Source organism: Rathayibacter sp. VKM Ac-2805 (genome assembly GCF_009834265.1).
GTDB lineage: Bacteria > Actinomycetota > Actinomycetes > Actinomycetales > Microbacteriaceae > Rathayibacter.
The window spans coordinates 3,268,011-3,286,877 of sequence record NZ_CP047185.1 but is presented as its reverse complement, the minus strand read 5'-3'; the positions used below and the strand labels follow the sequence as shown (position 1 = coordinate 3,286,877).

Sequence of the window (18,867 nt, the reverse complement as noted above, 5' to 3'; positions counted from 1 at the left end):
CTGAGTGCTCAGAGCTCGGAGTCCCGGCGCTCGACCCGCGCCCACTGTTCAAGAGTTGTCGCACTCGGCGTCGAGTGCGACGACTCCTGGACTCTCGCGGAGGGGAGGACGGTCGAGCGCAGGACTCAGAGCTCAGAGCCAGAGCTCAGAGCGTCCAGCGTCCAGCGCCCAGCTCCCAGCGCCCTACAGTCCGTCGACGACGAGCTGCGTCGCGCGCGGGACGTACGAGGTGTTCGTCGTCGGGTCCCAGCCCACGAGCGCGACCGCGTCGCCGCCGACGCGCGCGGTGATGCCCACGAGCGAGAACGGCTTGCCGCCCACGGCTCCGGACACCTTCCAGCCGAGCGTCTCGTCGGCGCCGGTCAGCGTCTGCTCGGTGCGCTCGACGGTCGTCTCGACCGGCACACCCTGCATCGCGAAGAGCGTCGAGCCGGAGGCGCAGCGCGATGTCGCGTCGGTGGCGCTCGCGAGGAGTGAGGCGGCCGCGTCGGCGGTGCCGGTGCTCGACACGACGGCGGTCATGGAGCGGTCGGCGCTGGTGCCGTACGAGAGTCCGGCGGCGGGCTGCGCGGTGTCCCAGCCCAGGCCGAACGGCGAGAGGCAGCTCGCGTCGGTCGCGGTGAGGCCGGGGTAGATGGAGTCGAGCATCTCCTGGATGCTCGCGTACTCGCCGGGCACGAACTGCACGCCGGTCAGCACGGCGGCCACCTGCTCGCCGGTCTTCTGAGCGGTGTCGGCGGCAGGGGCGGCGGCCGTCGCGGTGGCGGACGGGGCGGCCGAAGACGAGGGGAGCGTCGGAGTGAACGGGCGGAGGGTCGATCCGCTCGTCGCGGTCCCTGCGCAGCCCGAGAGGGCGAGCAGCAGCGCGCCTCCGATCAGAGTCGTGCGCAGCAGTGCCTTGGACATCATGTCTCCCCCTTCGCCCGCCGGCGCCGCACCGGGGCGCCTGAGGCTAGCAGAGCCCAGCGTCCCGGAGGCGGCCCGGCACCGCCCGCAGGACGGAGGCGGCCCGGTGGCACCCGCAGACCGGAGGCGGTCCGACAGCGCGTGCAGATCGGAGTCGGCCCGGCCCCTCCCGCACAACGGAGCCCGGAACCCCGAACCCGCGCCTTCGACGGCCGTTCCCGCCGCCTCCGCTCCGCAGCTCAGATCTCGGTGTGCCCGAGCTCGGCTCCCGCGAGCAGGCGGATCTCCGGCTCGGCGATGCCCTCCAGCTCCAGCACCACGACGCGGTTGCGGCCGGCGCGGGTGACCGGCGAGGGGACGATCAGCGTCCGCTGCGGTCCGCGGCGCCAGTAGCGTCCGAGGAGGAAGCCGTTCACCCAGACCAGGCCTTTGCCCCAGTGCAGCGTGTCCACGTACAGGTCGGCCTGCTCGTCGAGGTCGAACGAGCCGGAGGCGAGCTGCGGCCCGGCCGAGAACGCCGGTGCCGCGACGGCCAGGTCGGGGAGGCACTCGAGCGCGAGGGCGCGCGCCGCCCAGCCGGTCAGCGGGGCGCCGTCGAGCGTCACGCCTCCGATCAGGCCCTTGTGCTCGCCGATGCGCGTGCCGTAGTTCACCCGGCCCTGGTTCTCGACAAGGATCGCGAGCTCGCCGCGTCCGCTCGGCAGCGTCAGCGCCCGCTCGTGGTGGTCGCGCGCCAGCACGCCCACCGGCACGCCGTCCAGCAGCACCCAGGCGCGGTCGCGCACCTCCTCGCCCACCACGAGGCGGACCGGAGCGGAGGAGCCGTCGAGCGTCGTCGTGAAGAGCACGAAGCCGTCGTCGTGGCCGAGGTCGTCGAAGCTGGCCATCGCGTCGAGGTGCGCGGCCGGTCCGAACGCCTGGCCGAGGCCGAGCAGCGCCGGGCCGGGGACGAGCGGAGCGGTCAGGGCGGGGGCCGGCGGGCGCACCGCGGGCACCTCCTCCGGCACCGGCGCGTAGCGCGCGATGACGTCGCGGAACGCCCAGAACTTCGCGGTCGGGTCGCCGCCCTCGTCGAGCGGAGCGTCGTAGTCGTAGCTCGTCGTGATCGCGGCGTAGCGGCCCTTGTCGTTCGCCCCGCTGGTCAGGCCGAAGTTGGTGCCGCCGTGGAACATGTAGATGTTGACCGAGCCGCCGGCCGCGAGCAGGGTGTCGAGCTCCTGCGCGGAGGCGTCGGCGTCCGTCGTGTGGTGCTGGGTGCCCCAGTCGTCGAACCAGCCGCACCAGAACTCCATGCACATCAGCGGCCCGGTGGGCTGGAACTCGCGCAGCGTCGCGAGGCGCTCCGTGGTCCGCGAGCCGAACGAGCCGGTGAGGTGCAGGCCCGGCAGGCTGCCGTCGGCGAGCATCTGCGGAGTGGGCTGGTCGATGGTGGTCAGCGGCACTGTGATGCCGGAGTCGCGGGTCACCTGCACGAGCTCGGCGAGGTACTCCTTGTCGGAGCCGTACGCGCCGTACTCGTTCTCGATCTGCACGAGGACCACGGGCCCGCCGTCGTCGATCTGGCGCGGGGCCACGATCGAGTACACGCGGCGCAGGTAGTCGCTGACCGCGGCGAGGTAGTTCGGCTCCGAGCGGCGCACGCCCACCTCGGGGTCGCGGAAGAGCCAGGCCGGGAGGGCGCCGTTGTCCCACTCCGCGCAGATGTAGGGGCCGGGGCGCACGATCGCGTGCATGCCCTCGGCGGCGATCAGGTCGAGGAAGCGGCCCAGGTCGAGCCCGGCGTCCTCGCGCCACTCGCCGCGGCGCGGCTCGTGCGCGTTCCAGGCGACGTAGGTCTCGATGGTGTTCAGGCCCATCAGGCGGGCCTTGCGGATCCGGTCGGCCCAGAGGTCCGGGTGGATGCGGAAGTAGTGCAGCGCCCCCGACAGGATGCGGTGCGGGCGGCCGTCGAGCTCGAAGTCGGCGGTGCCGATGGCGAAGCGGCTCTCGGGAGCGGTGGTCATCTGGATCCCCCTCAGGATCGGTGCCCGGTGTGTCCGAGCGTGAGAACGACGCGGGGCCGACCGGAGCGATCCGGCCGGCCCCTCGTCGAGCAGTGGTGCTACTCCGAGACGGTGAAGCCCTGCGCGTTGCCGTACTGGACGAGCTTGCTCTGCCAGTCGGCGAGGCCCTGGTCGAGGCTGGTGCCGTTGGCGTACGCCTGGCCGACGGTGTCGCCGAAGACGCTGTTCGCGTAGACCTGGTAGGGCAGGTACGACCAGCCGGAGCGGACGTCCTTCGAGGCCTGGGTCAGCACCTCGTTGATCTTCTGGCCGCCGAAGTACTCCGACTCCTGACCGGTGAAGTCCGAGCTGTCGAGGTCGGCCGTGGTCGACGGGAATCCGCCGCTCTGCAGGAAGACGTCGACCGAGGCCTGGTCGCTGTTCAGCCAGCGCAGGAACGCGGCGGCCAGCGCCGGGTTCTCGCTCTGCTTGGTGACGGACTGGCCGCCACCGCCGTTCTCGGCGCTGACGGCGGTGCCGTCGTAGGTCGGGATCGGCGCGACGGCCCAGTCGCCGGAGGCGTCGGGGACGCTGGACTCCAGCACGCCGGGCATCCAGGCGCCGGTCACCAGGGAGGCGATGGAGCCGTCGGCGAGACCCTTGTACCACTCGTCGCCCCAGGCGGGGGTGTCCGAGAGCAGCTTCTTCTCGACGAGCTGGTTCCAGACGCCGGTCCACTTGGCGGTGCCCTCGTCGGCGAGGTCGATCTTCACGTCCGTGCCGTCGGTGGTGAACGGCTCGCCGCCCGCCTGCCAGATCATGCTGGTCGCGAAGCCGGCGTCGCCGGTGTCGGCGGTGATGTACTTCGACGGGTCGGCGGTGTGCAGCTTCTCGGCCGCGGCGACGTACTCGTCCCAGGTGGCGGGGACGGCGATGCCGTACTGGTCGAAGACGGTCTTGTTGTAGAACAGCGCCATGGGGCCCGAGTCCTGCGGGAGGCCGACGAGCTTGCCGTCGATGTTGACGCTGCCCCAGGTGGAGGCGGAGTACTTGTCCTCGAGGTCGCCCATGCCGTACTGCGACAGGTCGAGGAGCGAGTCCGACAGCGCGAACTGCGGCATGGCGTAGTACTCGATCTGGACGACGTCGGGGGCGCCCGAGCCGGCCTTGATCGCGTTCTCGAGCTTGGTGTACTCGTCCTTGTTGGTGCCGGCGTTGACGAGCTCGACGTCGACCTTCGGGTAGGCCTTCTCGAACGCGGCGACCTGCGCCTCGGCGCTGGGGGTCCAGCTCCAGTACGTGATCTTGCCACCGGCCTCGAGGGCGGAGTCGAGGTCGGCGGCGGAGCCGGCGCTCGTGGTCGTGCCGCCACCGGAGGTGGACGAGCAGGCCGCGAGGGAGCCGGCGGCCAGGGCCGCGACGGCCGCGACCGTCAGGGTCCGCCTGAGGGCGGAACGGGCGATCTTCATGGTGGTGTTTCCCTTCACTTCTTCGTGCTGCGGGTGCTGTGGACGGGGCAGGACGCTCCGGCCGGGGGATGGGTAGGGGGAGGGCTCAGCCCTTGACGCTGCCGGCGCTCAGACCGGACTGCCAGAAGCGCTGGAGTCCGAGGAAGGCGACGACGATGGGGATGATCGTGAGGAGCGAGCCCGTGATCACGAGGTTGTAGATCGGCTGCGCGCTGACGCCGGTGGCCTGCGCGTTCCACTGGTTGAGGCCGACGGTGAGCGGGTACCAGGTGGGGTCGCTCAGCATGATCAGCGGGAGGAAGTAGTTGTTCCAGGTCGCGACGACCGAGAACAGCAGCACGGTCACGATGCCGGGGGCGAGGAGGCGGATGGAGATGGTGAAGAAGGTGCGGAACTCGCCCGCCCCGTCCATCCGCGCCGCTTCGAGCAGCTCGGTGGGCACCGACTCCACCGCGTAGACCCACACCAGGTACAGGCCGAACGGGCTGATCAACGAGGGGATGATGATCGCCCACGGGGTGTTGGTCAGGCCGAGCTGGCTGAACATGAGGAACGTCGGGACGGCGAGGGCCGTGCCGGGGACCGCGATCGCTCCGAGCACCACGGCGAAGACCGCCTTGCGGCCCGTGAAGCGGAACTTCGCGAGGCCGTAGCCGGCGAGCGTGGCCAGGAGCGTCGCTCCTCCGGCGCCGACGACGACGTAGAGCAGGGTGTTGCCGAGCCAGCGGAGGAAGATCCCGTCGCGGTAGCTGAGGGTGTCGGCGATGTTCTGGAAGAAGACGAAGTCGCCGTCGAACCAGAGGCCGAAGCTCGAGAGCAGGCCGGCCTGCGTCTTCGTCGCGTTGATGACCAGCCAGGCCAGCGGCACGAGGCTGTAGAGGATGAAGACCGACATCAGCAGGGTGAAGGCGATCGACTTCTTGGGCTGCACCGAGGAGCCGCGGCGGGCGGCCGGGCGCTTCGGGGCGCGGGCGGGCGTCCGGGGAGCGGTCGCGAGGGCCATCAGTTCTCCTTCCGCGCGCCGCGGAGCTGCACGACGTAGGCGATCACCGCGGTGATCACGCCCATGACGATGGCGACCGTGGCCGACGCGTTGTACTGCTGACCGGCGAAGGACAGGTTGTAGGCGTACATGTTCGGGGTGAAGTAGGTGGTGATGATGTTCGGCGCCAGCGTCCGGAGGATGTTCGGCTCGTTGAACAGCTGGAAGCTGCCGATGATCGAGAAGATCGTGGCGATGACGATCGCGCCGCGCAGGGCGGGCAGCTTGATCGAGCGGATGACGCGCATCGGGCCGGCGCCGTCGATCTCGGCCGCCTCGTAGAGCTCGCCGGGGATCGTCTTCAGCGCGGAGTAGAAGATGAGCATGTTGTAGCCCACGAACTCCCACGTGACGATGTTGCCGATCGAGGCGAGGATCCAGTCGCGCGAGAAGGGCTGGACGACGTCGGAGCCGAGCAGGTCGTTGACGTTCGCGGCCAGGCCGAAGTTGTCGCCGTAGATGAAGCCCCACATCAGCACCGCGACGACCGCGGGGACGGCGTAGGGGAGGAAGACCACGATGCGGAAGAAGCCGGTGCCGTGGAGGCGCCCGCTGTCGATCGCAAGGGCCGCGACGAGGGCCAGCACGAGCATCACGGGGACCTGCACGACCAGGAACAGCAGGACGCGGCCGAAGCCCTCCCAGAAGTTCGGGTCGGTGAAGATCGCGGCGTAGTTCGCGAAGCCGACGAAGGAGTTGCCGCCCACCAGCTGCTCGCGGAAGAGGCTGAGGTAGATCGAGTAGACGACCGGGGCGATGAAGACCAGGAGGAAGACGACGAGGAAGGGGGTGACGAACGCCAGGCCCTTCCACTCGCTCTTCGCCCGCGACTTCGGGGCCGCGAGGGGGGACGCCGGAGGGGCGACCTCGCTCAGCGGGACGGGGGGAGACGTCGTCGTCATGGGATTCCGTTCGGGGGAGTAGTGCGGGTCCGTCATGTTCACGTCAACATGGCAGAGCGTCACCGTAGCATGTTCACGTCGCCACCCGCGACTGATCCTGCGTCACGATCCGGCGCACGATGCACCACGGTTGACGGGCGGCGCGCTATAAAGGGAAGCCCATGTCACTCGAGACCGACCGCCCGTCCCCGTCCACCCGGCCGCGACGCGGCGTCTCGATGGCCGACGTGGCCCGGCGCGCGAACGTCTCGGGCCAGACGGTCTCGCGGGTGTCGAACGGCAAGCAGAACGTCGACGGCGAGACGCGCGAGCGGGTCCTCGAGGCGATGCGGGCCCTCGGCTACCGGCCCAACAGCGCGGCGCGGGCGCTGCGGACGGGCCGCTTCCACAGCATCGGGGTGATCATGTTCACACTGTCCTCGTTCGGCAACATGCGCACCCTCGACGCCATCGCGATCGCGGCCGCCGATGCGGGCTACTCGATCACCCTCATCCCCGTCTCCCACCCCACCCAGGGCGAGGTGTCGGTCGCATTCCACCGGCTGAGCGAGGAGGCGGTCGACGGCGTCATCATCATCGTCGAGGCGCACCTGCTCGACGAGGCCGACATCGTCCTCCCTCCGGACCTGCCCGTGGTGGTCGTCGACTCCGCCGGGGGCGACAAGTACCCGGTGGTCGACACCGACCAGATGTCGGGCGCCCGCCAGGCCGTCGAGCACCTGCTCGGACTCGGCCACCGGACCGTGCACCACATCGCCGGCCCGGACCGCTCCTACTCCGCCGAGCGCCGCCACGAGGCGTGGGAGTCGACCCTGATCGAGCGCGGCGCCCCGGTGCCGGAGGTGCTGGTCGGAGACTGGTCCACCGACTCCGGCTACCGGCTCGGCAAGCGCCTGGCCGCCGATCCGGAGGTCACCGCGATCTTCGCCGCCAACGACCAGATGGCGCTCGGCGTGCTGCGCGCGCTGCACGAGGCCGGACGCGCCGTGCCGGGCGAGGTGAGCGTCGTCGGCTTCGACGACATGCAGGAGTCGGCGAGCTTCTGGCCGCCGCTGACGACGGTGCGCCAGTTCTTCGGCGACACGGGCCGCCGCTCGGTCGACATCCTCCTGCGCGAGCTCGAGTCGGGCGAGCGCACCGGCGTCTCGCTCGTGCCGACCCGACTCATCGTCCGCGAGAGCACCGGACCGGCGCCGGCCTGATCCTGCGGCGTCAGGCCTGTTCGAGATGGCCGTAGTCGGGCAGGTCGATCGCCTCGGCGGGGGGCGTGAAGAAGCGGCCCGCGAGCCGGCCGGCGAGAGGGGTCGCTGCGAGGCGCACGCCGGCTCCGAGCACGGCGACTCCGGCGCGCGTGCGGGGGTGGGCCAGTCGCGGGGTGCCCGGCGGGAGGCTCTGCGCCTGGTCGACGTACGGGCGGAGGCGGCGCTCGTAGCCGGCGAGGCCGTCGCGCGGATCGACGTGGGCCGCCAGCTCGCCGGCGAGGACGTAGGCGCCGGTGAGCGAGAGGCTCGTGCCCATCCCGCTCACCGGTGACGCGCAGTAGGCGGCGTCGCCGACGAGCACTGCTCGGCCGCTCGACCAGCGGGGGGCGCGCACCTGCCCGACGGCCTCGGAGTAGAGGTCGTCGGCGGCGTCGATCCCGTCGAGCGCGCGCTGCGCCTCCCAGCCGGCGTCGCCGAAGACCTCGCGCAGCCGCGCCCGCTGCTCGTCGACGCCGCGGCGCACCGTCCGATCGCTCAGGTACGAGAACGCCACCCGCAGAGTGCCGTGCGGATCGGGGCGGAGGGTGATGCTGCGGCCGCGCCCGGCGACGTACCAGCGCCACCAGTCGTCGTCCGCAGCGGTGCGCGGGATGGTCGCCCAGGAGGTCTCCAGGCCGAGCGAGCGGATCTCGGGCTCGTCTCCGACGACGAGTCGGCGGGTGCTCGAGCCGATGCCGTCGGCGGCGACGACCAGATCGAAGCGCTCGTCGGAGGCGTGCGCGAAGGATGCGACGACGCCTCCCCGGGTCTGGTCCAGGCCGGTGATCGTGTCGCCGAAGCGGTACTCGGTGTGCTCCGCCGTGCGGGCGACGAGCAGCTCTGCCAGGTCGCCCCGCAGGATCTCGAGCTCGGCGGTGGCGCCTCCGGAGTCGGAGGTGCCCGCGGGGAACTCCGCCAGCGTCCGTCCGCCGCGCCCGATGAAGCGGGTGCCGACCTCGCCCGTCGTCGCGGCGCGGATGTCGTCCTCGAGACCCATGCGGCGGGCCACCTCGCGGCCCGCGCCGCGGACGTCGATGTTCTGGCCGCCGAGGCGCAGGGCGGGGGCGCGCTCGACGATCGTGGTCTCCCAGCCGTAGCGGTGCAGCCAGAAGGCGAGCGCCGGGCCAGCGATGCTCGCTCCGGAGATGAGGACGCGCATGTCGCTCCAATCGTTGATTATCAATGAGATTGGCAAACTACACCGGTATCCTGTGGGGATGGCAGCGGAATCCCGGGACGGCGACCTCGGCATCCGCACCCGCGTGCGCCAGGTGACGGAGCGGCAGCGCCTCTTCGAGCAGTCGCTGAGCCGCTCGTTGTCGGTCGACGCGCCCGGCCTCTCGGCCATGACGCATCTGCTCGCCGCGGGTCCGCTCACGCCGACCGAGCTCGCCCGCCGCCTCGGGATCTCGACGGCCGCCACGACGCTCGTGCTGAACCGGCTGGAGGCGGCCGGGCACGTCCGCCGCGACCGGCACCCCTCCGACGGGCGCAAGCTGATCGTGACCGCGACCGACCGCTCGGCGGCCCGCGCCCAGGCCCGCGTCGCTCCGCTGATCGCGGGCGTGGAGGAGCTCGTCGCGAGCCTCGATCCGGCCGAGAGCGCCGCGGTGCTGTCGTTCCTCGACCGGCTGCTCGCCGTCTACGACGAGGCCACGGAGGAGCCGCGCGCCTAGGCCGCGATACTGTGAATCCGCTCATCGCCGTCTCGGCGGGGCGCCCCACCCCAGCCAAGGAGACGCACATGTCGGTCGGCCTGCTCGCGGTTGTCGATGACATCCTCACCGCCGCCCTGAAGGCGAGCGCCAAGACGGCGGGCGTCGTGATCGACGACGCGGCCGTCACCCCGCAGTACGTGCAGGGGCTCACGCCCGCGCGGGAGCTCCCGGTGGTCGGGCGGATCGCGCTGGGGAGCCTGTTCAACAAGTTCGTCATCATCATCCCGCTGGCGCTGCTGCTCTCGGCGTTCGCGCCGCAGGTGCTGCCGTACCTGCTGATCCTCGGCGGCGCGTTCCTCTGCTTCGAGGGGGCGGAGAAGGTGCTCGAGTGGTTCGGCGTCTCGCACGGCGGCCACGAGACGGAGGCGCGCGACGAGAAGAAGCTCGTCTTCGGCGCCATCCGCACCGACCTCATCCTGAGCACCGAGATCATGCTGATCGCGCTCGACGGCCTCGACCCCGACTTCGGCATCTGGCCCACGCTCGGCGCGCTCCTGGTCGTCGGGCTCGGGATGACCGTGCTCGTGTACGGCGCCGTCGCGCTGCTCGTGAAGATCGACGACGTGGGCCTGCGCCTGATGAAGAACGCGGCCCGCGGCGTGCGGCGCACCGGAGCGAGGATCGTCGCGTCGATGCCGGTCGTGTTCCGCGCGATCAGCATCATCGGGACGCTCGCCATGCTCTGGGTCGGCGGGCACCTGGTCGTCGCGAACCTCGCCGAGACGGTGTGGCACGGTCCGTACGACCTCGTGCACGTCGTCACCCACGCGGTCGAGGGCGCGGGCCCGGTCGTCGTGTGGCTGGCGGACACCTTCGTGTCGATGATCTTCGGCCTCGTGCTGGGCCTGGTCATCGCGGCCGTCGTATTGGGCGTCTCGCGCCTGCGCACCCGCGACGAGGCGGCCGCGGGGCACTGAGCGGGGTCTCGGTACTCCGCGTGCGGCGGCCGGTCGACCGGCATGGGGGTGCGCGGTCGCTCCACCGGCGCGGAGGTGTGCGGCTGCCCGACCGGCACGGATCCACGCTGATCGAGTAGCCCGCGCCGCGGTCGTATCGGGATCCCGCGACGCGCCGCCCCCGCAGCGCCGCTCTCGATGAACGACGGACCGCCCCCGTCCCCGGAGGGGCGGAGGCGGTCCGTGTCGGAGGGGGCGTCAGCAGCTGCGGGCCGCGTACGCTCCCGTCGCCACCGAGGTGACCTGCTCACCGTCGACCGTGCCCGTCGCGGTGACGGTGGCCTGGCCGGCCGGCACCGAGGCCGCGCGCGTGGTGAACGCGGCGCTGCCGCTCGCGCCGGGCGCGACTCCGGTGACCTGCTTCGACCCGGAGGGCGTCGCGATGGTCATCGAGACCGGCACGCCGGACTCGTTCTTCGCCGCGACGGTGAGCGTCACCTTGCCGGCGATGCAGCGGGTGGTCGCCGTGACCGCGACCGCGAGGGCGGCGGGCGCCTTCAGGGTCACCGTCACCGTCGTGGTCGAGGTGACGGAGCCGTCGGCCGCGCGGACCGCGATGGTCGCGACTCCGCCGTTCGCCGTCGTCGGCTGGGTGATCCGCACGGTGGCCGCCGAGTCGGTCGCCACTGCTCCGATCACCGGCATCGCCGTGCCCTCGACGGTGACCGCGTAGGAGGTGCGGGCCGGGTCGAATCCGGCGATGCCTGCTCCTCCGACGCGCAGGGCGCCCAGGGTGGCGACCGCGGCGGGCGAGGCGACCGACTCGTAGAGCTTGGTCTCGGCCACGATCAGGTGCGTGTTGTCGTAGGCGTTCATCACGACGCGGAAGGCCTTGGCCGTGACGGGCGCGAACGACGCGACCAGGGTCGGAGCCGTTCCGCCGGCCGGCGACGCGAGGGCCACGGCCGACTCGTAGCCGGGGACCGCGGTCCAGGTCGTGCTGTCAGCGGCCTGGTACTGCAGCTGGTAGGTCTGCGCCCAGCTGGTGCCGCCGTCGGCCAGGAACTGCACCGACACCTTCTCGACCTGGTGGGTCGAGGGGAAGGTGTAGGTCAGCGAGCTCTGCGCGGCCTTGGTGCCGCTGGTCCAGTTCGACCAGCCCTTGTCGCCGTCGACGCCGTTGCGGGTGCGCTCCGGTCCGTAGCCCGACTCCGACGACGACGCGGTCGCGACGATGCCGGCGTCCGGGTTGAAGTTGCGGAGCGTGCCCTGGGTGACGAGCACCGTGAGCGTGGCGGGGAGCGTCGCGCCGTCGGCGGTCGCCGTTCCCGACACCGTCACCTGCCCGGGCTGGGCGAGGGAGGCGGCGGTGAGCGGCGTCCAGTCCCAGACGACCGGCACCGGGAAGGTGCTGGCCGAGGCGCCCACGCGGGCGGGGACCGTGGTCGGGGCCGAGGCCTTCACTCCGGCGACCGAGGCGCCCGCGGCGGCCGTGACCGACACGGGGTCGGTCGCGGTCAGCCCGCCGATGTCGACGAGCGCGGTGACCGTGATCGTCTGGCCGTAGAGGTCGGTCGCGGTGCCGGGCACCTCGACGCGGCCGGCCGCGCCGTACGCCGAGTCCGCGGGGCGCTGCCAGGTGACGGCGAGCGGTGCGCCGGCTCCCCAGGAGTACTGCGGGGTGATGCTCGCGGGCAGGGTCGGGGCGACGCCCGCGGTGGTGCGGATCGCGATCGTCTGGCCGGCGGCCGGGGCGAGGTCGCGGAGGGACCACGACTGGTTCGCTCCGCCGTTGGAGGTGTAGACGCCGACCGACGCGTTGTCGGCGCTGGAGCCGCCGTTCACGTCGAGCGACTGGGCGATCGACTCGTTGACGAGCGAGAAGTTCACGCCGTCGGTGGTGTTGACGATCCAGCGGGTCGCGGCGGTCGTCTTCGCCGCGTCGACGGACAGCGAGCGCAGGTCGGTGCCGGCGGTCGTGGCTCCGAGCACGCGTCCGTCGCCGTTGACGAGGACGACGCGGCGGGTGGCCTCGCGCTCGCCGGCGGCGACCTCGCGGACCGTCCAGGTCTGCTTGGCGGCCGTGGCGGAGTCGGTGGCGAGGCCGGTGATCGTGGTCGCGGCGCCCGAGGGGTTGCCGGTCAGGGCCTTGCCGCTCTGGGTGCCGACCAGCTGGTAGCGGTGGCCGTCGCGCAGGGCGGGGGCGGAGTCGGCGACTCCCGAGACTCCGTCGATCGAGAAGCTCGTGACCGACTTGGCGGGCACGGTGATCGTGGCGGTGCGCGAGATGCGGTCGACGCTCACCGGCGTCTTCGCGACCAGGGCGTTGCTCGTGGGAGCGGCGGCCGAGGAGGCCTTCGTGGTGACGTAGGGGGTGACCGTCGCGGTGTCGGCGATGGTGCCGAAGCGGGAGAGGTCGAGCACGACGGTCTTCTCGGTCGCGGTGCTGTTGGTGTGCACGACGGTCGCGCCCGAGCCGTCGCCGCGGACGGCGGCGGTGGAGGAGGTGTCGTTCGAGGGCATCAGGTGGTCGCCCTCGTGGATGAACTTGGTGAAGTTCCGGATGGTGTTGAACTTCGAGTTCGTCTCGACGCCGCAGACCGGGGCCTTGGTGGAGTCGCCACCGGCGTCGGCGACGCGGCGGACCGACTTCCAGACCTCGGTCCCGTTCTCCTGGTACGGCTTGCAGTCCAGGTCGATGTAGACGGAGCCCCAGTTGAGGTTCTCGCCCTTGGGCTTGGGCTGCTGCATGTTGTAGTAGTCCTCGACGGGCTGCCAGAGCACCCACGCCTTCGGCTCGAGCTCGCGCAGGTCGTCGTTGATGCGGCCGGCGATGCCGAGGCCGTTCTCCATGTTGGTGGGGTCGAAGCCGGTGACCCAGTTGCCCTCGATCTCGCTCATCCACAGGTCGGTGTCGGCCTGCTTCGCGAGGTCGCGGACCTTGAGGCGGCCCGAGGTGCCGTAGGTGTGGACGTTCATCCGGTCGACCTCGGCGCGGATCGCGGCGGAGTAGGCGGCCCAGTTCGTGGCGAAGATGTCGGGGTTGGTCTCGTCCATCGCGGCGAGGCCGGCGTCGGTGGTCGAGGCGTCCAGCGCGGCGGCGACGTCGGGGATCAGACCCGCTTGGCGCGTCGGTCCGACGTGCATTCCCTCCTGGCGTCCGCCGGTCGGGACGCCGTTGGAGAGCTGCGTGCCCCAGTAGTTCGTGTTCGGCTCGTTGAAGGGGTCGAGCGTGTCGAACTCGATGCCGTACTCGTCCTCCATGTGCTCGGTGACCTTCACGAGGTACTTCGCGAACTGCTCCTCGGCGGCGGGCTTCAGCTGCTCGCTGTTCGCGTCGAAGCCGCCCGAGACGTAGCCGCTCTCGGTCATGAAGTACGGGGCGGAGTTGGAGAACGCCTCCCAGTGCGAGATCTGCTTCTCCTCGGCGAGCCTCTCGACCCACCAGCGCTGCGTCTCGTCGGCGGTCCAGTCGTAGCCGGCGGGGTCGTCCGCGTTCCACTTGGCCAGGAGCGCGTCGCGGTCGGCGAGCTTCGTGGAGGTGCCGCCGTAGGTCGACGCGTCGCCGGCCGGGTTCGGCTTCCACCAGCCCTCGACGGCGCCGCCCGGGCGGAGGTAGTCCTTCACATCGGAGGCGTTGCCGCCGCCGATGTTGTAGCGGGCGATGTTGAGGTCGAGGCCGCTGTCGCCGAAGACCTTCTGGTAGAGGTCTTCGCGGAGGGCCTCGGGGTAGTTGCCCGTCGCGTTCGCGAACCAGACGAGGCTGGTGCCCCAGCCCTCGAACGCCTCACCGGCGGCGGCGGGGTTCGGCGTGATGCGGAACGCGTCCGCGGCCTGAGCGGGGGCCGCTGCGGCGGGGATCGCCAGCAGTGCTCCTGTGGCCAGGGCGGCGCTCGTGGCGAGCGCGGCGACCCTTCTGAAGGACATCGACATTGATGCGGTCTCTCTTTCGCCATCGAAATGCGGGCATGTTCACGTGAACGCGCCCTGACGGCCGACTGTACATGTTCACGTCAACAATCGGAAGGTGCTCAGAGGTGGGCGGGGCCCCGCAGCGTCGAGAAGCCGGGAGTCGTCGCAGTCGGCGACGGGTGCGACGACTCCTGGAGTGTCGTGGGCATGCGGAGGCGTGCGGCCGCGCGCCGCGACACCCCCGCGCTCAGACGCGGTGCGTCGTCTCCGGGAAGGCCTCGGGCTCGCACTGGATGGTCGCGTGGTCGATGCCGTGGCGCTCGCGGAGGACGGCGAGCACCCGCGAGAGCGCGGTGCGGTAGTCGGCGTCGGGGGCGACGACCACGTGGCCGGTGGCGCTCTCCATGCCCGAGGTGATCGTCCACACGTGCAGGTCGTGCAGCGCGAGCACGCCGGGGACGGCGCAGACGTCGCGCTCGAGCGCTGCGAGGTCGACGTGCGCGGGGGCCGACTCCATCAGGATCCCCAGCGCCTGCCGCGTCAGCGACCAGGTGCGGGGAAGGATCAGCAGCCCGATCAGCACGCCGACGATCGGATCCGCCCACGCCCAACCGGTGGTGAGCAGCACGATCGCCGCGACGATCACGCCGATCGAGCCGAGTGCGTCGCCGAGCACCTCGAGGGAGGCTCCGCGGAGGGTGATGCTCTCCTTCGCCCCGGCCGACAGCAGGCGCAGGCTCACGAGGTTGACCGCCAGGCCCACGACGGCGGTGATCAGGAGGGGGCCGCCGGGCACCGCGGGCGGCTCGGCGAAGCGGCGGACGGCCTCGACGATCACGAACGCGGCGACAGCGAACAGCAGCAGGCCGTTGGCGAGGGCGGCCAGCACTTCGAGGCGGTAGGAGCCGTAGGTGCGGCCCTTCGCGGCGGGGCGGGCGGCGAGCGAGATCGCGGCGATCGACATCCCGAGCGCCAGCACATCGGTGCCCATGTGCGCGGCGTCCGAGAGCAGCGCGAGCGAGCCCGTCGCGACTCCGACCGCGAACTCGACGACCATGAACGCCGCGGTCAGCACGAAGGCGGCCACGAGCGGACGCCGGTGCCGCGCGGCGGCGGAGCCGGCCGGAACGCCGTGAGAGTGGCCCATCGGCTCCTCCGATCCCTGTTCGTATAAACAGTCTTGCATGCGTCCGGAGGCGAGCGCGAGGGCCCTCAGCCGACCAGCGGGTCCAGCGCCTCGCCGAGGTAGGGCGCCAGGGTCCGGGCGTAGGACTCGGTGAGGTGCCCGAGGTCGCGGTACACCTTCACTCCGCCGATCACGAGGGGGCAGCCGCGGTCGTCGCAGAACCAGCGGGTGAGGTCGACGGCGGCGGCGCCCGGCCAGTCCTCGGCGGCGGCGGCCATCAGCTCGCGGTCGGCGAAGGCCTCGTCGAGCGGCACGCTGCAGTCGGCCGCGGAGCCCGGCTCCTCGGCGCAGGCCAGCAGGGAGAGCGAGGGCAGCACCGGATTGTCGCGGATCGCGACCACCGTGGATCCGCGGGCGATCAGCGGCGCCCACGACTCGTGGAACCCGTCGATGCCGGCCTGCTCGTCGGGGGTGCCGGACGCGTCGACGAACACGGACTTCTTCGCGGAGTAGGCGGTGACGACGAGCGCGTACGGCTCCTGGCCCGCGAGCTCCTCCTGCAGCTTCCCGTTCCAGACGTCGCAGGAGCGGCGGGAGGAGGCGGAGTCGTCGCGCCGCTCCGCGGTCGAGAAGACGCAGCCCGTCTTGTAGTAGGTGTGCAGGTCCCAGCCGCGCTCCTCCGCGACGCCGCGCAGCGCCGGGAAGAACGACGCCGCGTGCGAGTTGCCGATGAGCAGCACGCGGAGGCCGTCGGGATCGCCGAAGCGGCACTCCTTGAGCGCGGTGCCGGAGTTGCCCGTGCTGCACTCGTCGGTGTTCAGGGCGGAGCCGTCCTCCGAGGCGTCGACGGCGGGCAGGCTCGTGGTCCAGGAGTCGGGGCAGGCGTTCGCGAGCGCCGCGGCTCCGACGCAGCCCTCGGTCGAGACGGGGAGGGCGTGCGCGCGGGTGAGGTCGGCGGCGATCGCGGCGTTCGTTCCGGTGAGGCCCGTCGCTCCGACCAGGGCGGCGACGGCCAGCAGGGCCGCCGGGGCGAGCGCGCGGAGGCGGTGCGGGCGCTCGGCGGGGGCGCGGCGGTGGAGGGGGTCCTCGAGGAAGCGCTTCGAGGCGGCGGCCAGGAGGATCGCGGCGGCGATGACGCCCAGGCCCGCGAGGGCGGTCGGGTCCTCGCTGGTGCTCTCGCGCCAGAAGACCAGGAGTGGCCAGTGCCAGAGGTAGATCCCGTAGCTCAGGCCGCCCAGCCACACGAGCGGGCGCAGGGCCAGCAGTCGGCCGACGCCGCGCTCCGGGGCGGGGCCGGTCCCGGCGACGAGCACGAGCACCGCCGAGAGGGTCGGCCAGAGCGCGGCGGTGCCGGGGAACGCACTCGAGACCTGGAGCACGAACCCGCAGGAGACGACTCCGATCAGCCCCAACCACCCGGCGACCGTCCGCAGGGTCGCCGGGATCGCCAGTCCCGGGAGCACGAGGGCCGCGAGCGAGCCGAGCCCGAACTCCCACGAGCGGGCGAGGGTGCTGTAGTACGCGGTCGGCTGGTCGATCCCGACCAGCACGACCGAGAACGCGAACGAGAGGACGGTGAGCGCCGCGACGAGCGCCAGCAGGAACCGCGGCAGCTGCGCGCGTCGTCGCAGCAGCACGGCGGCGAGGGTCGCGACGAGCACCAGGGCGAGCCAGACCAGGTAGAACTGCCCCTGCACCGACATCGCCCAGAAGTTCTGCACCGGCGAGTGGAAGTCGTCCTGCGCGAGGTAGTCCACTCCGGCCCGCGCGAGCGCGACGTTCTCGACGTAGAAGGTCGAGGCGAGCACCTCGGTGAAGGTCTGCAGCAGCTGCGAGGGGCGCAGGAGGAGCGGAGCGAGCGCCGCGACGACGACCAGCACCACCGCGGCCGCCGGGAAGAGCCGCGAGGCGAGCCTCCGGAGGAAGGCGATCGGACGCACGCGCCCGAACCGGCGGATCTGGCCGAGGAGGGTGAGGGTGGTGAGGAACCCGGCGATCACGAAGAAGACGTCGACGCCTCCGGAGACGCGGCCCAGCCAGATGTGGAACGTCGCGACCAGGAGGGACGCGACGGCGCGCAGTCCCTCGATCTCGGGCCGGTAGCCGGACGCATCGGCCTTGCGCACCAGCGCGGACCGGCCGGAGGGGGCGGTGCGGGCGGAGTGGCGGGGCAACAGGATCCTTCTGTGACGGTCGGAGGGCGGTGGGGCGGGCGCCGTCGAGCGTCGCTGTCCAGGATCGCGCTCTCCCGCCCCCAGGGGAACCGTGTCCGGGGTGCTGTCCACCTGGTTGGGGGCTGCGGAGGCGAGGTGCGCGACAGGTGTCCGCTTACTCGGCTGTTCCGGGCCTTCTGAGCGCGGTGAGGACTCGGCAGCCGCCGTCCTCGCGCGCGACCACGGCGACTCCTCCGGAGTCGCCGGCGGGCCGGGCCGAGGGCGGCCGAGGGTCGGTGGCGCGGATCGACTGGCGCGAATGGACGGGTCGAAGTGAGGTAAGGCTATGCTTACCCCGGCTCCGCGCCGGGCCCACGAACAAGGCCCGCGCACCGGGCCGACGACCGACGCCCACGAACCACGGGAGATCCATGTCCACGCACCGACGGCGCCCCGCCGCCCTCGCCCTCGCCGCCCTGACCCTGCTCGCCCTCACCGGCTGCGGCGCCTCCGAGCAGATCGAGCCCGAGAGCACGGCCGCCGCGGGGGAGGGCACGACCTCGTACCCGCTCACGCTGGACGACTGCGGCACCACGACCACCGTCACCGCCCCTCCGCAGCGGGTCGTCTCCCTCGACCAGAACTCGACCGAGATCCTGCTGTCCCTCGGCCTCGAGGACCGGATGGTCGGCACCGCCTCCTGGACCGACCCCGTGCTCGCGACCCTCGCCTCCGCGAACGAGAGCGTGCCGCGCCTGGCCGACAACGCGCCCACCTACGAGGTGCTGCTCGGCGCCGACCCGGACTTCGTCACGGCCTCCTTCGGCCGGCACTACGCGCCCGAGGGCGTCGCCTCGCGCGACCGCCTCGCCGAGACGGGGATCGGCTCCTACCTCGCCCCCTCCGACTGCGACAACGGAGCGAGCGTCAACGGCGGGAGCGGCACGCGCACCGTCCCGCTGACCGTCGACGTCCTCTATCAGGAGATCCACGAGCTGGCCGAGGTCTTCGACGTGCAGCAGCGCGGTGACGCCCTGGTCGCGCAGCTGCAGGAGCGCGCCGCCGCCGCCACCGAGGGGGTCGACCTCGGCGGCCGGAGCGTCGCCTTCTGGTTCGCCGACACCAAGACGCCCTACATGGCCGGCGGCTACAACTTCGCCTCGATGCTCGGCACCACGACCGGCATGACCAACGTCTTCGCCGACCGCACGGAGGACTGGCCCGCCGTCGGCTGGGAGAGCGTCGTCGCGGCCGACCCGGACGTCCTGGTCCTCGGCGACCTGCAGCGCGACCGCTTCCCCGGTGACCGCCTCGACGACAAGACCGCATTCCTCCGCTCCGACCCGCTGACGAGCAGCCTGCCCGCGGTGCAGGGCGGCCGCTTCATCGCGCTCCACGGCGCCGAGATGAACCCGTCGATCCGCTTCGTCGACGGGCTCGAGAAGATCCGCGCCTGGTGGGACGAGAACGGGGCCTCGCTCTGAGCACGGGCACGGGCACGAGCACGGTCCTCGTCCGCC

13 protein-coding genes are annotated in these 18,867 nt (G+C 71.9%); 4 read left to right on the top strand and 9 right to left on the bottom strand.

Annotated features, from left to right (window positions below; genetic code table 11):
* Window positions 1-183: 183 nt before the first annotated feature.
* The 5 genes from GSU40_RS15355 to GSU40_RS15335 form a co-directional block, all read right to left on the bottom strand.
* Window positions 184-909, bottom strand: a complete 726-nt coding sequence (locus GSU40_RS15355; RefSeq protein ID WP_160035678.1) for a hypothetical protein — start codon at window positions 907-909, stop codon at window positions 184-186.
* Window positions 910-1,145: 236 nt separating this feature from the next.
* Entirely contained in the window at window positions 1,146-2,909 is a 1,764-nt protein-coding gene (locus tag GSU40_RS15350; protein WP_160035676.1) for a beta-galactosidase family protein, read from the bottom strand.
* 98 nt (window positions 2,910-3,007) lie between these two features.
* Entirely contained in the window at window positions 3,008-4,357 is a 1,350-nt protein-coding gene (locus GSU40_RS15345) for a sugar ABC transporter substrate-binding protein (RefSeq protein WP_104223423.1), read from the bottom strand.
* An 85-nt stretch (window positions 4,358-4,442) separates the two neighbouring features.
* A complete protein-coding gene (locus GSU40_RS15340) occupies window positions 4,443-5,360 on the bottom strand; it encodes a carbohydrate ABC transporter permease (RefSeq protein ID WP_104223406.1) in 918 nt (305 codons plus the stop codon).
* Window positions 5,360-6,301 (bottom strand): sugar ABC transporter permease, encoded by a 942-nt coding sequence (locus GSU40_RS15335; protein ID WP_160035674.1) that lies wholly within the window; start codon window positions 6,299-6,301, stop codon window positions 5,360-5,362. The genes GSU40_RS15340 and GSU40_RS15335 overlap by 1 nt, the downstream gene beginning before the upstream one ends.
* Before the next feature lie 161 nt (window positions 6,302-6,462).
* On the opposite strand from GSU40_RS15335, the gene GSU40_RS15330 reads away from it, so the two are divergent.
* On the top strand, window positions 6,463-7,503 hold the full coding sequence (locus GSU40_RS15330; RefSeq protein WP_160035672.1) for a LacI family DNA-binding transcriptional regulator: 1,041 nt from the start codon (window positions 6,463-6,465) through the stop codon (window positions 7,501-7,503).
* Between the two features lie 10 nt (window positions 7,504-7,513).
* On the opposite strand, the gene GSU40_RS15325 is transcribed toward GSU40_RS15330, so the two are convergent.
* Window positions 7,514-8,701, bottom strand: a complete 1,188-nt coding sequence (locus tag GSU40_RS15325) for an FAD-dependent monooxygenase (protein WP_160035670.1) — start codon at window positions 8,699-8,701, stop codon at window positions 7,514-7,516.
* Between the two features lie 58 nt (window positions 8,702-8,759).
* Between GSU40_RS15325 and GSU40_RS15320 the strand changes: the two genes are divergently transcribed.
* Together GSU40_RS15320 and GSU40_RS15315 are read left to right on the top strand one after the other, a co-directional pair.
* The gene (locus GSU40_RS15320; RefSeq protein ID WP_159916193.1) at window positions 8,760-9,218 is read left to right on the top strand and encodes a MarR family transcriptional regulator; all 459 of its coding nucleotides are present in this window, start codon (window positions 8,760-8,762) and stop codon (window positions 9,216-9,218) included.
* A gap of 68 nt (window positions 9,219-9,286) precedes the next feature.
* Window positions 9,287-10,177, top strand: a complete 891-nt coding sequence (locus GSU40_RS15315; protein ID WP_160035668.1) for a DUF808 domain-containing protein — start codon at window positions 9,287-9,289, stop codon at window positions 10,175-10,177.
* A 237-nt stretch (window positions 10,178-10,414) separates the two neighbouring features.
* Here the strand turns inward: GSU40_RS15315 and GSU40_RS15310 are convergent, their stop codons facing one another.
* The 3 genes from GSU40_RS15310 to GSU40_RS15300 all read right to left on the bottom strand — a co-directional run bounded on the left by GSU40_RS15310 (window position 10,415) and on the right by GSU40_RS15300 (window position 17,368).
* Window positions 10,415-14,083 (bottom strand): glycoside hydrolase, encoded by a 3,669-nt coding sequence (locus GSU40_RS15310; protein ID WP_160035666.1) that lies wholly within the window; start codon window positions 14,081-14,083, stop codon window positions 10,415-10,417.
* 232 nt (window positions 14,084-14,315) lie between these two features.
* Entirely contained in the window at window positions 14,316-15,215 is a 900-nt protein-coding gene (locus GSU40_RS15305; protein ID WP_104226358.1) for a cation diffusion facilitator family transporter, read from the bottom strand.
* Window positions 15,216-15,280: 65 nt separating this feature from the next.
* Window positions 15,281-17,368: an acyltransferase family protein gene (locus tag GSU40_RS15300; protein ID WP_160035664.1), complete on the bottom strand. Its 2,088-nt coding sequence runs from the start codon at window positions 17,366-17,368 to the stop codon at window positions 15,281-15,283.
* Window positions 17,369-17,778: 410 nt separating this feature from the next.
* On the opposite strand from GSU40_RS15300, the gene GSU40_RS15295 reads away from it, so the two are divergent.
* Window positions 17,779-18,831: an ABC transporter substrate-binding protein gene (locus GSU40_RS15295; RefSeq protein WP_160035662.1), complete on the top strand. Its 1,053-nt coding sequence runs from the start codon at window positions 17,779-17,781 to the stop codon at window positions 18,829-18,831.
* The last annotated feature ends 36 nt before the right edge of the window (window positions 18,832-18,867 follow it).